Origin of the sequence: Pseudomonas sp. GW531-T4 (genome assembly GCF_017349615.1) — a bacterium.
GTDB classification, from domain to species: Bacteria; Pseudomonadota; Gammaproteobacteria; order Pseudomonadales; family Pseudomonadaceae; genus Aquipseudomonas; species Aquipseudomonas chlororaphis_I.
The window spans coordinates 152,891-166,764 of sequence record NZ_JACMZT010000004.1 but is presented as its reverse complement, the minus strand read 5'-3'; the positions used below and the strand labels follow the sequence as shown (position 1 = coordinate 166,764).

16 protein-coding genes are annotated in these 13,874 nt (G+C 63.6%); all 16 read left to right on the top strand.

Annotated features, from left to right (window positions below; genetic code table 11):
- The first annotated feature begins 12 nt into the window (after positions 1-12).
- The 16 genes from fliF (at position 13) to fliR (ending at position 13,872) form a co-directional block, all read left to right on the top strand.
- Positions 13-1,800: a flagellar basal-body MS-ring/collar protein FliF gene (gene fliF, locus J4D28_RS04845; RefSeq protein WP_009047701.1), complete on the top strand. Its 1,788-nt coding sequence runs from the start codon at positions 13-15 to the stop codon at positions 1,798-1,800.
- Positions 1,793-2,812, top strand: a complete 1,020-nt coding sequence (gene fliG, locus J4D28_RS04840; RefSeq protein WP_007922630.1) for a flagellar motor switch protein FliG — start codon at positions 1,793-1,795, stop codon at positions 2,810-2,812. The genes fliF and fliG overlap by 8 nt, the downstream gene beginning before the upstream one ends.
- A 9-nt stretch (positions 2,813-2,821) precedes the next feature.
- Positions 2,822-3,643: a flagellar assembly protein FliH gene (gene fliH / locus J4D28_RS04835; RefSeq protein ID WP_103331177.1), complete on the top strand. Its 822-nt coding sequence runs from the start codon at positions 2,822-2,824 to the stop codon at positions 3,641-3,643.
- A complete protein-coding gene (fliI, locus tag J4D28_RS04830; protein ID WP_028681929.1) occupies positions 3,633-4,991 on the top strand; it encodes a flagellar protein export ATPase FliI in 1,359 nt (452 codons plus the stop codon). Before fliH ends, fliI begins: the two co-directional genes overlap by 11 nt.
- A gap of 6 nt (positions 4,992-4,997) precedes the next feature.
- Positions 4,998-5,447: a flagellar export protein FliJ gene (gene fliJ / locus J4D28_RS04825; protein WP_009047704.1), complete on the top strand. Its 450-nt coding sequence runs from the start codon at positions 4,998-5,000 to the stop codon at positions 5,445-5,447.
- Positions 5,448-5,566: 119 nt separating this feature from the next.
- A complete protein-coding gene (locus J4D28_RS04820; protein ID WP_053268490.1) occupies positions 5,567-5,872 on the top strand; it encodes an STAS domain-containing protein in 306 nt (101 codons plus the stop codon).
- 5 nt (positions 5,873-5,877) lie between these two features.
- A complete protein-coding gene (locus tag J4D28_RS04815) occupies positions 5,878-7,584 on the top strand; it encodes a fused response regulator/phosphatase (protein ID WP_103331178.1) in 1,707 nt (568 codons plus the stop codon).
- Positions 7,585-7,614: 30 nt separating this feature from the next.
- Positions 7,615-7,959 carry an Hpt domain-containing protein gene (locus tag J4D28_RS04810; RefSeq protein ID WP_009047707.1) on the top strand — a complete coding sequence of 115 codons (345 nt, stop codon included), beginning with the start codon at positions 7,615-7,617 and terminating at the stop codon, positions 7,957-7,959.
- Positions 7,960-8,069: 110 nt separating this feature from the next.
- Positions 8,070-9,434, top strand: a complete 1,365-nt coding sequence (locus tag J4D28_RS04805) for a flagellar hook-length control protein FliK (protein ID WP_103331179.1) — start codon at positions 8,070-8,072, stop codon at positions 9,432-9,434.
- Between the two features lie 167 nt (positions 9,435-9,601).
- A complete protein-coding gene (fliL, locus tag J4D28_RS04800; RefSeq protein WP_009047709.1) occupies positions 9,602-10,105 on the top strand; it encodes a flagellar basal body-associated protein FliL in 504 nt (167 codons plus the stop codon).
- Between the two features lie 9 nt (positions 10,106-10,114).
- Positions 10,115-11,083, top strand: a complete 969-nt coding sequence (gene fliM, locus J4D28_RS04795) for a flagellar motor switch protein FliM (RefSeq protein WP_009042741.1) — start codon at positions 10,115-10,117, stop codon at positions 11,081-11,083.
- Positions 11,084-11,137: 54 nt separating this feature from the next.
- Positions 11,138-11,605, top strand: coding sequence for a flagellar motor switch protein FliN (gene fliN / locus J4D28_RS04790; protein ID WP_009042742.1), 468 nt, complete (start codon positions 11,138-11,140; stop codon positions 11,603-11,605).
- Positions 11,606-12,043 carry a flagellar biosynthetic protein FliO gene (gene fliO / locus J4D28_RS04785; protein WP_009047710.1) on the top strand — a complete coding sequence of 146 codons (438 nt, stop codon included), beginning with the start codon at positions 11,606-11,608 and terminating at the stop codon, positions 12,041-12,043.
- Positions 12,043-12,792 carry a flagellar type III secretion system pore protein FliP gene (fliP, locus tag J4D28_RS04780; protein WP_016702247.1) on the top strand — a complete coding sequence of 250 codons (750 nt, stop codon included), beginning with the start codon at positions 12,043-12,045 and terminating at the stop codon, positions 12,790-12,792. The genes fliO and fliP overlap by 1 nt, the downstream gene beginning before the upstream one ends.
- A 24-nt stretch (positions 12,793-12,816) precedes the next feature.
- Positions 12,817-13,086: a flagellar biosynthesis protein FliQ gene (gene fliQ / locus J4D28_RS04775; RefSeq protein ID WP_003184009.1), complete on the top strand. Its 270-nt coding sequence runs from the start codon at positions 12,817-12,819 to the stop codon at positions 13,084-13,086.
- A gap of 3 nt (positions 13,087-13,089) precedes the next feature.
- The gene (gene fliR, locus J4D28_RS04770; protein ID WP_009047712.1) at positions 13,090-13,872 is read left to right on the top strand and encodes a flagellar biosynthetic protein FliR; all 783 of its coding nucleotides are present in this window, start codon (positions 13,090-13,092) and stop codon (positions 13,870-13,872) included.
- Positions 13,873-13,874: the final 2 nt, after the last annotated feature.

The following is a 13,874-nucleotide window of genomic DNA, read 5'->3' as shown; positions in this document are numbered from 1 at the left end:
CGAGATTGAGTCATGGCAGAAGCAGTCGCCGATAACGTACCGGCCAAGGCCACTCCGACAGAAGGCAAGCCGCCGCTGTTCGGATTGTCTTTTCTGGAAAACCTCTCCGAGATGACCATGTTGCGTCAGGTTGGCCTCATGGTCGGTCTGGCTGCCAGCGTGGCGATTGGTTTTGCCGTGGTGTTGTGGTCCCAGCAACCCGATTACCGTCCGTTGTACGGCAGCCTTGCCGGCATGGACGCCAAGCAGGTCATGGACACCCTGGCCTCCGCCGACATTCCTTACACCGTCGAGCCCAATTCCGGCGCCTTGCTGGTCAAGGCCGACGACCTGCCGCGTGCACGCCTCAAGCTGGCGGCCGCAGGCGTGGCCCCAGGCGACGGCAATATCGGTTTCGAGATTCTCGATAAAGAGCAGGGCCTGGGCACCAGCCAGTTCATGGAAGCGACCCGTTACCGTCGCGGCCTGGAAGGCGAACTGGCGCGGACCATTTCCAGCCTGAACAACGTCAAGGGCGCACGCGTGCACCTGGCGATCCCGAAAAGCTCGGTGTTCGTGCGCGACGAGCGCAAGCCCAGCGCTTCGGTACTGGTCGAGCTGTATTCCGGTCGTTCGCTGGAGCCGGGCCAGGTGGTGGCCATCGTCAATCTGGTGGCGACCAGCGTTCCCGAACTGAGCAAGTCGCAGATCACCGTGGTCGACCAGAAGGGCAACCTGCTCTCCGACCAGGCGGAAAACTCCGAACTGACCATGGCCGGCAAACAATTCGACTACAGCCGCCGCATGGAAAGCATGCTGACCCAGCGGGTGCACAACATCCTGCAACCGATTCTGGGCAACGACCGCTACAAGGCTGAAGTGTCCGCCGATGTGGACTTCAGCGCCGTCGAGTCGACTTCCGAACAATTCAACCCGGACCAGCCGGCCTTGCGCAGCGAGCAGTCGGTCAACGAACAACGCTCCAGCAGCCTGGGCCCGCAAGGCGTTCCTGGCGCCCTGAGCAACCAGCCGCCGTCGCCGGCCAGCGCGCCTCAGACTACCGGTGGCTCTACCGCTGCCGCTGGCATGGTGCAGCCAGGCCAGCCGCTGCTGGACGCCAACGGCCAGCAGATTATGGACCCGGCCACCGGCCAGCCGATGCTGGCGCCGTACCCCAACGACAAGCGTCAACAATCCACCAAGAACTTCGAGCTGGATCGCTCCATCAGCCACACCAAGCAACAGCAGGGTCGTCTGAACCGGCTGTCGGTGGCGGTGGTGGTGGACGATCAGGTCAAGGTCAATGCGGCCAACGGCGAAACCACCCGCGCACCCTGGAGCGCCGACGAATTGGCGCGCTTTACCCGCCTGGTGCAGGACGCCGTGGGTTTCGACGCCAGCCGTGGCGACAGCGTCAGTGTGATCAACGTGCCGTTCTCGGCCGATCGTGGTGAAGTGATCGCCGACATTCCGTTCTACTCGCAGCCCTGGTTCTGGGACATCGTGAAGCAGGTCCTGGGCGTGCTGTTTATCCTGGTCCTGGTGTTCGGCGTGCTGCGCCCGGTGCTCAACAACATCACCGGTGGCGGCAAGGGCAAGCAACTGGCGGGTCTCGGCAGCGATGTCGAACTCGGCGGCATGGGTGGCCTGGATGGCGAGCTGGCCAACGATCGCGTCAGCCTCGGCGGCCCGCAAAGCATCCTGCTGCCTAGCCCGAGCGAAGGCTATGACGCACAGTTGAACGCAATCAAGAGTCTGGTGGCAGAAGATCCGGGTCGCGTGGCCCAGGTCGTGAAAGAGTGGATTAACGCAGATGAGTGATAACCGAGCCGCTACCGCCAAACTGACCCGGGTCGACAAGGCCGCGATTCTGCTGCTGTCCCTGGGCTCCACTGATGCCGCGCAGGTGCTGCGCCACATGGGCCCCAAAGAGGTCCAGCGAGTGGGCGTGGCCATGGCGCAGATGGGCAACGTGCATCGCGAGCAGGTCGAGCAGGTGATGAGCGAGTTCGTCGACATCGTCGGCGACCAGACCAGCCTGGGCGTGGGCTCCGACGACTATGTGCGCAAGATGCTCACCCAGGCCCTGGGCGAGGACAAGGCCAACGGCCTGATCGACCGCATCCTGCTGGGCGGCAACACCAGTGGCCTGGACAGCCTGAAGTGGATGGAGCCGCGCGCCGTGGCGGACGTGATCCGTTACGAGCACCCACAGATCCAGGCGATCGTGGTGGCGTACCTCGATCCGGACCAGGCGGGCGAAGTGCTCGGCAACTTCGACCACAAGGCGCGCCTGGACATCATTCTGCGGGTTTCCTCGCTCAATACCGTACAGCCGGCCGCCCTGAAAGAACTCAACCAGATTCTCGAGAAGCAGTTCGCCGGCAACTCCAACGCCTCGCGTACCACCCTGGGCGGTATCAAGCGTGCTGCCGACATCATGAACTTCCTCGACAGCTCGATCGAAGGCCAGTTGATGGACTCGATCCGCGAAGTCGACGAAGACCTGTCCGGTCAGATCGAAGACCTCATGTTCGTGTTCAACAACCTTGCCGATGTCGACGACCGCGGCATCCAGGCGTTGCTGCGCGAAGTGTCTTCCGACGTGCTGGTCCTGGCCCTCAAGGGGTCGGACGAAGGCGTCAAGGAAAAGATCTTCAAGAACATGTCCAAGCGGGCTGCCGAACTGCTGCGCGACGACCTCGAGGCCAAGGGCCCGGTGCGCGTCAGCGATGTGGAAACCGCGCAGAAGGAAATCCTCACCATTGCCCGCCGTATGGCCGAAGCCGGAGAAATCGTTCTCGGCGGGAAGGGCGGCGAAGAAATGATCTAAGGTCGCTTTATGTCGTCCAGCAGTGATGAATCCCACAGCGACCTGATTCGCGCTCGGGACGTCGGTGGTTTCGACGTCTGGGCGCTGCCCAGTTTCGATCCCCATGTCCCCGAGCCCGAGCCGGAACCGGTTGAAGAGCCGCCAGCGGAGATCGAGGAAGTGCCGCTGGAAGAAGTCCAGCCACTGACCCTCGAAGAGCTCGAGAGCATTCGCCAGGAAGCCTATAACGAAGGCTTCGCCACGGGCGAAAAGGAAGGTTTCCACAGCACCACGCTGAAGGTCCGCCAGGAAGCCGAAGTGGCCCTGAGCACCAAGCTGGCAGCGCTGGAAACGCTGATGGGCAATTTGTTCGAGCCGATCGCCGAACAGGACACACAGATCGAAAAAGCCCTGGTCAACCTGGTGCAGCACATGACGCGCCAGGTGATCCAGCGCGAGCTGGCCATCGACTCCAGCCAGATCGAGCATGTCATGCGCGAAGCCCTCAAGCTGCTGCCGCTGGGCGTGGGCAATGTGCGCCTGTACGTCAATCCGCAGGACTTCGCCCAGGTCAAAAGCCTGCGCGAGCGCCATGAGGAAAGCTGGCGCATCGTCGAAGACGAAGCCCTGTTGCCGGGCGGTTGCCGGGTCGAGACCGAGCACAGCCGTATCGACGCGACCATGGAAACGCGGATCGCCAAGATCATGGACAAGCTGTCCGACCAGCTTCACGAACAGGCTTTGCATCCCGCCGAACCGGACCTGAGCGTCGAGCTGGGGGCCGCCACGGGCAAGCCCGCCGCGGATGTCGACCCTGTCGACCTCGCGCAGGACCCCACCGATGCGCCTTGACCGCACCAGCTTCGGCAAGCGCCTGAGCAGCTACGCCGACGCCACCGAACTGCCGAACCAGCCCATTCTCGAAGGTCGCCTGCTGCGCATGGTCGGCCTGACCCTGGAGGCCGAAGGCCTGCGGGCGGCCATGGGCACGCGCTGCATGGTGATCAACGACGACAGCTATCACCCGGTGCAGGTCGAGGCTGAGGTGATGGGTTTCTCCGGCAGCAAGGTATTCCTGATGCCGGTCGGCAGTGTCACTGGCATCGCGCCGGGCGCTCGGGTCGTGCCGCTGGCCCATACCGGCCGCCTGCCGATGGGCATGAGCATGCTCGGCCGGGTTCTCGACGGCGCCGGCCGTGCGTTGGACGGCAAGGGTGGAATGAAGGCCGAGGACTGGGTGCCGATGGACGGTCCGACCATCAACCCGCTCAAGCGCGACCCCATCAGCCGGCCGCTGGACGTGGGCATTCGCTGCATCAACGGATTATTGACGGTGGGTCGCGGTCAGCGTCTTGGCCTGTTCGCCGGTACCGGCGTGGGCAAGAGTGTGCTGCTGGGCATGATGACCCGCTTCACCGAGGCCGACATCATCGTGGTCGGGCTGATCGGTGAGCGGGGCCGTGAAGTTAAAGAATTCATCGAGCACATCCTCGGTGAGGAGGGGCTCAAGCGCTCCGTGGTGGTGGCGTCGCCGGCGGACGATGCGCCGCTGATGCGTCTGCGTGCGGCCATGTACTGCACGCGTATCGCCGAATATTTTCGCGACAAGGGCAAGAACGTCCTGTTGCTGATGGATTCCCTGACCCGTTTCGCCCAGGCCCAGCGGGAAATCGCCCTGGCCATCGGCGAGCCGCCCGCGACCAAGGGTTATCCGCCGTCGGTATTCGCCAAGCTGCCGAAACTGGTGGAGCGCGCGGGCAACGCCGAGGCCGGTGGCGGCTCGATCACCGCGTTCTACACCGTGCTGTCCGAAGGCGACGACCAGCAGGACCCGATCGCCGACTCGGCCCGTGGCGTGCTCGACGGGCACATCGTGCTGTCACGGCGCCTGGCGGAAGAGGGGCATTACCCGGCCATCGATATCGAGGCGTCCATCAGCCGGGTCATGCCGGCGGTGGTGACCCCGGAGCACATGACCCGCGCCCAGTATTTCAAGCAGCTGTGGTCGCGTTACCAGCAGGCGCGCGACCTGATCAGCGTCGGCGCCTATGTACCGGGCGGCGATCGCGAAACCGACACCGCCATCTCGCTGCAGCCGTCGATGGTCACCTACCTGCGCCAGGGGCTCAACGACAGCATCAGCCTGGGTGAAAGCGAAGCCCATCTGGAGATGGTTTTCGCTCCGGCGCCGGGCGGCTGATCCACCATGGCCAACAGCCGTGCCGCGCGTCTGGCGCCCGTGGTCGAAATGGCCGAAAGCGCCGAGCGCACCGCCGCCCAGCGCCTGGGGCATTTCCAGGGTCAGGTGCGCCTGGCGGAAAGCAAGCTGGGGGACCTGGAGCGCTTTCGTGCCGAATACCAGCAGCAGTGGATCGAGCGGGGCAGCGGCGGGGTTTCCGGCCAATGGCTGATGAACTACCAGCACTTCCTCAATCAGCTGGAAACCGCCGTGGGGCAGCAGCGGCAAAGCCTGGCCTGGCACCAGAACAATCTCAACCGCGCCCGGGAAACCTGGCAGCAGGCCTATGCCCGGGTCGAAGGCTTGCGCAAGCTGGTGCAGCGCTACATCGATGAAGCCCGCCAACTGGAAGACAAGCGCGAGCAGAAGCTGCTCGACGAGCTGTCCCAGCGCCTGCCGCGCCAGGATCCGTACTGAGCGCCATTCCGTTCGTCGCCGCCAGGCGCTCGTCAGCGACGCTTCGGCGGTTCGGGTTGCCCATGCTTGTACGGGGTGCTAAACCTTGTACAGATTGCCAATCACAAGGAAGCGGTATCATGTCAGTCGTTACTGAAGTATCACCGGACGGGCAAAAACTGACGATTTCGATCAAGGGACGTTTCGATTTTGGCCGACATCAAGAGTTTCGCGAGTCCTACGAGCGCCTCAACAGAAAGCCCGAATCCATAGTGGTGGACCTGAAAGACGCCACCTACCTCGACAGTTCTGCCCTGGGCATGCTGCTGTTGCTGCGCGATCACGCCGGCGGCGACGATTCCGACGTGCGAGTGATCAACAGCAACTCGGACGTGCGCAAGATTCTCGCCATTTCCAATTTCGACAAACTGTTCGACATCAGTTGATCGACATGCAGTCGATCGAGGCACCCCTGTGCGTGCTGATCGCCGAAGACGGCACGAGCGACCGCATGTTGCTGTCGAGCATCGTCCGGCGCCAGGGGCACGAGGTGCTGACGGCGAGTAACGGCGCCGAGGCGGTGGAACTATTCGTCCAGCAGCGCCCGCACCTGGTGCTGATGGACGCGATGATGCCGGTGATGGACGGTTTCGAGGCGGCCCGGCAGATCAAGCGCCTGGCTGGCGAAGCGCTGGTGCCGATCATTTTCCTGACCTCGCTCACCCAGAGCGAGGCGCTGGCGCGCTGCCTCGAAGCCGGCGGCGACGATTTTCTGGCAAAACCCTACAGTCCGGTGATCCTGGCGGCCAAGATCAAGGCCATGGATCGCTTGCGGCGCCTGCAGGAAACCGTGCTGCAGCAGCGCGACCAGATCACCCAGCACCATGACTACCTGCTCAACGAACAGCGGGTGGCCAAGGCGGTGTTCGACAAGGTGGCGCATTCCGGATGCCTGAGCGCGCCGAATATCCGCTACCTGCAATCGCCGTACGCGCTGTTCAACGGTGACTTGCTGCTGGCTGCCTTTACCCCGACGGGCGACATGCATGTGCTGTTGGGGGATTTCACTGGCCACGGCTTGCCGGCGGCCGTGGGCGCGATGCCCCTGGCCGAGGTGTTTTACGGCATGACGGCCAAGGGTTACGGGCTGCCGGAAACCCTGCGCGAGATGAATGCCAAGCTCAAGCGCATCCTGCCGGTGGGCATGTTCTGTTGTGCGACGCTGCTGTGCCTGAGTTTCCAGCGGCGGGCAGTGGAGGTGTGGAACGGCGGCATGCCGGATGGCTATCTGCATCGCCTGGCAAGCGGGGAGCGGGTGCCGCTGGTGGCCCACCATCTGCCGCTGGGGGTGCTGGGCGCCGAGGCATTCGACGACCGCACCGAAGTCTTTCCCATGGCCCTGGGCGACCGGGTGTTCCTGTTGTCCGATGGGGTGATCGACACCTGCGACGCCAACGAACAATTGTTTGGTGTCGAGCGCCTGCAGCAGGTGTTTGCCGCCAACCGCGAGCCGGACCTGCTGTTCGAGGAGATCCAGCGGGCCCTGAGCGAGTTTGGCGGCGATGCGCGGGACGATGTGAGCATGGTCGAGGTCAGCCTGCTCGAGGCCCGGCAGCTGACGCCGCCGGCGCTGGTGTATTCCGACAGCGGTCAGTCCTGCCCGCTGGACTGGTCGGTGAGTTTCGAGTATCGCGCCGCCACCCTCAAGCGCTTCAATCCTCTGCCTTACCTGCTGCAACTGTTGCTGGAGGTGCATGGCCTGCGGGCGCAGAGCGGGGCGCTCTACAGTGTGCTGGCCGAGTTGTATTCCAACGCCCTGGAGCATGGCGTATTGCGCCTGGATTCAAGCCTCAAGCGCGATGCCCAGGGCTTTTCCCGCTATTACCAGGAGCGCGCGGTACGCCTGGAAGCGTTGCAGGAGGGGTTTGTGCGGGTGCACCTGCAGGTGGAGCCTCAAGGTGCTGGCGGTCGTTTGCTGATCCGGGTCGAGGACAGTGGCAGTGGTTTCGATGTCGGCCGGGTGATGGCGCGGCCCGTCGATGGCGACCGCCTGTCCGGGCGTGGCGTCAGCCTGATCCGTCAGCTCAGCCAGCGTGCCAGCTGGTCTGACGATGGTCGTAGTGCCTGCGTGGAGTTTTCCTGGGAGCCTCTGGCATAATTCGCCGATTCTTGATCAAGGAGTGAGCAAGTGGCTGAAATTCATCTGGATCACGAGGTGCTGAACGCATTGCAGGAAGTCATGGAGGATGAGTATCCGTTGTTGCTCGACACCTTCCTCTGCGACTCCGAAGAGCGTTTGCGCCAGTTGCACAAGGTCGACGACCCCCGTCAACTTGTCGCCACTGCACACAGCTTCAAGGGCAGCAGCAGCAATATGGGGGCGATTCGCCTGGCCGAGCTCTGTCATCAGTTGGAGCAGCGTGCCCAGGACTCGTCGTTGCGTGGTATCGAGCAGCTGGTGGGCGAGATCGATGGCGAATTCGCCATTGTCCGGCAGCTGTGCCAGCAGGAACGCCAGCGTTTTCACTGCTGAAAAACCGTAGCAACCCAGGCTTTTTCCCGCGAGCCAGCAAAGCTGGCTCGACCTTTGCAATCAAGTCTCTCAACTGTACCTACGATCCCAGTGCAGCGGAGACCGTTTTCATGCCCCTTACCCCGAACATGCTGCTTCAGGCCGCCTCCCAGGCCAAGACTCAAGCGGCTTCCGCCACCCCCCAGGCCAGCGCCGCCGAGCCCGGGGATAAAGGCGCAAGCTTTGCCCGGGTGTTCGCCAAGGAAGCGCTCGGCAAGCCGGTAGCGGCCGCCGACGGCCCCATCAAGCCGGCTCGTGACAAGGGTGTCGAAGCCGCTGCCAAGGTGGATCCGGGCAAGGGCAAGGCTGCCTCCCCCGAGCCGGCGGTTGCCGATAGCGGCAAAACCTTGCCTGCCGACAAGGCCACTGCCAGTGACGACAAGGTCGCCGATGACCAGGCCGCGAGCAGCGATCAGGCGCTGGCCGACGGCACGCCGGTCGACCCGACCCTCGATCCGGCGCTGATGCAGGCGGCCCAGCCGGTGCCATTGCCGGTGCCCGAGCCGGAAGTGGCGGCCGCGCCGGTCCCGGCACAGCCGCCAGTGCAGCCGCAAACGCCGCCGGTTGTACCGGTGGTGGCCAGTAGCGTGGCGCCGGTGCCGGTCGATCCGGAATTCGACCCTGAAGCCGACCCGCTGGACGCGCTGCCGGTAGTACGCCTGGCGATGGAGCAGAGCGGCCATGTCTCGGCTTCCAGCCAGGCGCAGAACAAGGCGGCGCCGACCGTGGTGGCCGATGACGGACCGACTTCGGCCCAGACCTTCGCCAGTGGCATGGCCAACATGCTGGACCTGCAGGTGGACAAGGACAGCACCGAACAGGGCGGCGAAAAGGCCTTCAGCGGTCTGCTCGATGACGGTCTCAAGGACCTCAAGAGCGCTGCCAGCGACACCCGCGTCGACGATTTCGCCAACCGCCTGGCGGCCCTGACCCAGGCGGCCACGCCCAAGACCGCCAACGCCGTCCCGGTGAACCAGCCGCTGGCCATGCATCAAAGCGGCTGGACCGAAGAGGTGGTCAACCGGGTCATGTACCTGTCCAGCGTCAACCTCAAGTCGGCCGAGATCCAGTTGCAACCGGCCGAGCTGGGGCGCCTGGATATTCGCGTGAACATGGTGCCGGACCAGCAGACCCAGGTGACCTTCATGAGTGCCCATGTCGGCGTGCGCGAGGCCCTCGAAGGGCAGATGCATCGCCTGCGCGACATGTTCCACCAGCAAGGCATGGGGCAGGTGGACGTCAACGTCTCCGACCAGTCGCGCAACTGGCAGGGTGGCCAGGAGCAGGCCCAGCAGGGGCAGCATCGCAGCAACGGCACCCATGCCAGTGGCGGGCGCCTGGATGGCGTGGATGAAGAGTTGCCGCCGAGCGCCGCCGAAGTCGCCGCCAGCACCAGCACGGTCATCGGCACCAGCGCCGTCGACTATTACGCCTGACCCGCTTCAGGCGTCATTGAACAGAAGATCGCCAGTCGCGTGGTGCCGCGGCTGGCGATCTTTTGCTTTGCGCTGCCCTATCCCTTCGGTTCAGACAAATCTGGCATAACACTTGCTCTTGCCTTGCCGTGCGACTGTGAAAACCCGATTAGTGACGGATTATTGGCATGGCGAAGAGCGAAGCAGCAGAGAAAAACCCCGCCGGGAAAGGCAAACTCAAGCTTATCCTCTTGATTGTTCTGGCCTTGTTGCTGGCGATCGGTTTGTCCGTCGGGGCTACCTGGTACTTCATGCACAGCAGTGCCCAGAGCAAGCCTGCCGAGACGGCCGAGGCGACCAGCAGCGTCAAGCCGGCGGCCATCTACGAGCCCATGGCGCCGGCCTTCGTGGCCAATTACACGCAGAACGGCCGCCAGCGCTACATGCAGGTGAGCATCACGATGCTGGCGCGCAACCAGGCCGATCTGGACGCGCTGAAAGTGCATATGCCGGTGATCCGCAACAACCTGGTCATGCTGTTCTCCGGCCAGAGCTTCGACACCCTGGCGACTCCGGTCGGCCAGGAAATGCTGCGCCAGAAGGCCACCGCCAGTGTGCAGGAAGTGGCCCAGAAAGAGGTCGGCAAAGTGGTGGTCGAGCAGTTGCTCTTTACTAACTTCGTACTGCAGTAGGAACACGACATGGCCGTGCAGGACCTGCTGTCCCAGGATGAGATCGACGCGCTGCTGCATGGCGTCGATGACGGTCTGGTGCAGACCGAACACGCCGCCGAGCCCGGCAGCGTCAAAAGCTACGACCTGACCAGCCAGGATCGCATCGTCCGCGGACGCATGCCGACCCTGGAGATGATCAACGAGCGTTTCGCCCGCTACACCCGTATCAGCATGTTCAACATGCTGCGCCGTTCGGCGGACGTGGCGGTGGGCGGTGTGCAGGTGATGAAGTTCGGCGAATACGTGCACTCGCTGTACGTGCCGACCAGCCTCAACCTGGTGAAGATCAAGCCGCTGCGCGGTACCGCGCTGTTCATCCTCGACGCCAAGCTGGTGTTCAAGCTGGTGGACAACTTCTTCGGCGGCGACGGTCGTCACGCCAAGATCGAAGGCCGTGAATTCACCCCGACCGAATTGCGCGTGGTGCGCATGGTGCTGGAGCAGGCCTTCGTCGACCTGAAGGAAGCCTGGCAGGCGATCATGGAAGTCAACTTCGAGTACATCAACTCCGAAGTGAACCCGGCCATGGCCAACATCGTCGGCCCGAGCGAAGCGATCGTGGTCTCGACCTTCCACATCGAGCTCGATGGCGGTGGCGGCGACCTGCACGTGACCATGCCGTACTCGATGATCGAGCCGGTGCGGGAAATGCTCGACGCCGGCTTCCAGTCGGACCTGGACGACCAGGACGAGCGCTGGAGCAAGGCCCTGCGCGAAGACGTGCTGGACGTGGATGTGCCCTTGAGCGCCACGGTAGCGCGCCGGCAGTTGCGCCTGCGCGACATCCTGCACATGCAGCCAGGGGATGTGATCCCGGTGGAACTGCCCGAAGACATGATCATGCGCGCCAACGGCGTACCGGCGTTCAAGGTCAAGCTCGGTTCGCACAAGGGCAACCTGGCCCTGCAAGTGATCGAGCCGATCGAGCGCCGTTGAGCGGCGTTGTTATGAATTCGCTTTGTTAATGATTTTTTGCCCGCCGAGGACAACATGGCTGACGAACACGAAATGACTTCCGCAGAAGACCAGGCCCTGGCTGATGAGTGGGCGGCCGCCCTGCAGGAAACCGGCGATGCCGGGCAAGACGATATCGATGCCTTGCTGGCGGCCGATGCGGCCAGCGCGCCGGCGTCCAATCGCCTGCCGATGGAAGAGTTCGGCAGTGTGCCGAAGAACAACGAGCCGGTGACCCTCGACGGGCCGAACCTGGACGTGATCCTGGACATCCCGGTGTCGATCTCCATGGAGGTCGGCAGCACCGACATCAACATCCGCAACCTGCTGCAGCTCAACCAGGGGTCGGTGATCGAGCTCGATCGCCTGGCCGGCGAGCCGCTGGACGTGCTGGTCAACGGCACGCTGATCGCCCATGGCGAAGTGGTAGTGGTCAACGAGAAGTTCGGCATCCGCTTGACCGACGTGATCAGCCCGAGCGAACGCATCAAGAAGCTGCGCTAAGTGAGAAAGGCACTCGCGCTGTTCCTGGCCTGGCCGCTCTGGGCGCTGGCCGCCGAGCCCGCGGCCGGTACCGCCGCACCAGTGGTTGGCAGCAGCGGCGTGGCCGGTCAGCTGACCCAGCTGGTGCTGGGCCTGTTGCTGGTGGTGGGGCTGATCTTCTTCCTCGCCTGGCTGTTGCGCCGGGTGCAGCAGGCCGGACCGGCCGGCAAGGGGCAGGTCATCGAGCTGATCGGCTCGCGGGCGCTTGGCCCGCGGGACCGGCTGGTGCTGGTGCAGGTCGGCAACGAACAGATTCTGCTCGGCCTGACGCCGGGCACCATCACTGCGTTGCATGTGCTCAAGGAGCCGGTGCAGGTGCCGAGCACCGAGCAGGCGACTCCGGAGTTTGCCCAGCGCCTGATGGAGCTGCTGGGCAAGGATCAGAAGGATAAGAAGTAATGCCGTTGCGCCTCCTCTTGACGTTGGCCCTGATGCTGGCGGCGCCGCTGGCGCTGGCGGCCGACCCGTTGTCGATCCCGGCGATCACCCTCGGCACCAATGCCGACGGCCAGCAGGAATACTCGGTCAGCCTGCAGATCCTGCTGATCATGACCGCGCTGAGCTTCATTCCGGCGTTCGTCATGCTGATGACCAGCTTCACCCGGATCATCATCGTGTTCTCGATCCTGCGCCAGGCCCTGGGCCTGCAGCAGACGCCGTCGAACCAGATCCTCACCGGCATGGCGTTGTTCCTGACGATGTTCATCATGGCCCCGGTGTTCGACCGGGTGAACCAGGATGCCCTGCAGCCGTACCTGGCGGAGAAACTCAACGCCCAGGACGCGGTGGCCAAGGCCCAGGTGCCGATCAAGGACTTCATGCTGGCCCAGACCCGCAGCAGCGACCTGGAGCTGTTCATGCGTCTGTCCAAGCGCACCGACATCGCGACACCGGACCAGGCGCCGCTGACGATCCTGGTACCGGCCTTCGTCACCTCGGAGCTGAAGACCGCGTTCCAGATCGGCTTCATGATCTTCATTCCGTTCCTGATCATCGACCTGGTGGTCGCCAGTGTGCTGATGGCCATGGGCATGATGATGCTGTCGCCGCTGATCATTTCCCTGCCGTTCAAGATCATGCTGTTCGTGCTGGTCGATGGCTGGGCCCTGATCATCGGTACCCTGGCGGGCAGTTTCGGTGGTGTTTAGAACCTTGTTGGCGGGTGACGCGCTATGACGCCTGAAGTCGCAGTAGACCTGTTTCGCGAAGCGCTCTGGCTGACCACCATGATGGTCGCCATCCTGGTGATTCCCAGCCTGCTGGTGGGCCTGCTGGTGGCGATGTTCCAGGCCGCTACCCAGATCAACGAACAGACCCTGAGCTTCCTGCCGCGCCTGTTGGTGATGCTGGTGACGCTGATCGTCGCCGGTCCCTGGCTGGTGCAAACCTTCATGGAATACATCCTGCAGTTGTACGGCAGTATTCCGCAGTTGATCGGCTAAGCCATGTCTCTGCTGGCGCTTACCGATACGCAGATCAGCACCTGGGTCGCGAGCTTCATGCTGCCGCTGTTCCGTATCGGCGCCGTGTTGATGACCATGCCGGTCTTCGGTACGACCCTGGTGCCGACCCGTATCCGCCTGTATTTCACCCTGGCCATCACCGTCGTGCTGGTGCCGGGCCTGCCGCCCATGCCGGCGGTCAACGCGCTGGATCTCAGTGGACTGCTGCTGATTGCCGAGCAGATCATCATCGGCGCCTTGTTCGGCTTTTCCTTGCAGCTGTTCTTCCAGGCTTTCGTGATCGCCGGGCAGATCATTTCGACGCAGATGGGCATGGGCTTCGCGTCCATGGTCGACCCTACCAACGGCGTTTCGGCGGCGGTGATCGGGCAGTTCCTGACCATGCTGGTGACCTTGCTGTTCCTCGGCATGAACGGTCATCTGGTGGTCTTCGAGGTGCTGACCGAAAGCTTCACCACCTTGCCGGTGGGCAGCGCGCTGCTGGTCAACCATTTCTGGGAAATCGCCGGCAAGCTCGGCTGGGTGTTGGGCGCCGCCCTGTTGCTGGTATTGCCGGCGATCACCGCGCTGCTGGTGGTGAACATCGCCTTTGGCGTGATGACCCGCGCGGCGCCGCAGCTGAACATCTTCTCCATCGGCTTTCCGCTGACCCTGGTGCTGGGCCTGGTGATTTTCTGGGTCAGCCTCGGCGACATTCTCAACCAGTACCAACCGCTGGCCGTCGAGGCCCTGCAGTTGCTGCGCAACCTGGCGCAGGCGCGGTGAAC

Excerpts from the sequence above, each read along its gene's own strand:
- fliF (WP_009047701.1), top strand. The coding sequence starts at position 13 with ATGGCAGAAGCAGTCGCCGATAACGTACCGGCCAAGGCCACTCCGACA.
- fliG (WP_007922630.1), top strand. The coding sequence starts at position 1,793 with ATGAGTGATAACCGAGCCGCTACCGCCAAACTGACCCGGGTCGACAAG.
- fliH (WP_103331177.1), top strand. The coding sequence starts at position 2,822 with ATGTCGTCCAGCAGTGATGAATCCCACAGCGACCTGATTCGCGCTCGG.
- fliI (WP_028681929.1), top strand. The coding sequence starts at position 3,633 with ATGCGCCTTGACCGCACCAGCTTCGGCAAGCGCCTGAGCAGCTACGCC.
- fliJ (WP_009047704.1), top strand. The coding sequence starts at position 4,998 with ATGGCCAACAGCCGTGCCGCGCGTCTGGCGCCCGTGGTCGAAATGGCC.
- J4D28_RS04820 (WP_053268490.1), top strand. The coding sequence starts at position 5,567 with ATGTCAGTCGTTACTGAAGTATCACCGGACGGGCAAAAACTGACGATT.
- J4D28_RS04815 (WP_103331178.1), top strand. The coding sequence starts at position 5,878 with ATGCAGTCGATCGAGGCACCCCTGTGCGTGCTGATCGCCGAAGACGGC.
- J4D28_RS04805 (WP_103331179.1), top strand. The coding sequence starts at position 8,070 with ATGCCCCTTACCCCGAACATGCTGCTTCAGGCCGCCTCCCAGGCCAAG.
- fliL (WP_009047709.1), top strand. The coding sequence starts at position 9,602 with ATGGCGAAGAGCGAAGCAGCAGAGAAAAACCCCGCCGGGAAAGGCAAA.
- fliM (WP_009042741.1), top strand. The coding sequence starts at position 10,115 with ATGGCCGTGCAGGACCTGCTGTCCCAGGATGAGATCGACGCGCTGCTG.
- fliN (WP_009042742.1), top strand. The coding sequence starts at position 11,138 with ATGGCTGACGAACACGAAATGACTTCCGCAGAAGACCAGGCCCTGGCT.
- fliP (WP_016702247.1), top strand. The coding sequence starts at position 12,043 with ATGCCGTTGCGCCTCCTCTTGACGTTGGCCCTGATGCTGGCGGCGCCG.
- fliQ (WP_003184009.1), top strand. The coding sequence starts at position 12,817 with ATGACGCCTGAAGTCGCAGTAGACCTGTTTCGCGAAGCGCTCTGGCTG.
- fliR (WP_009047712.1), top strand. The coding sequence starts at position 13,090 with ATGTCTCTGCTGGCGCTTACCGATACGCAGATCAGCACCTGGGTCGCG.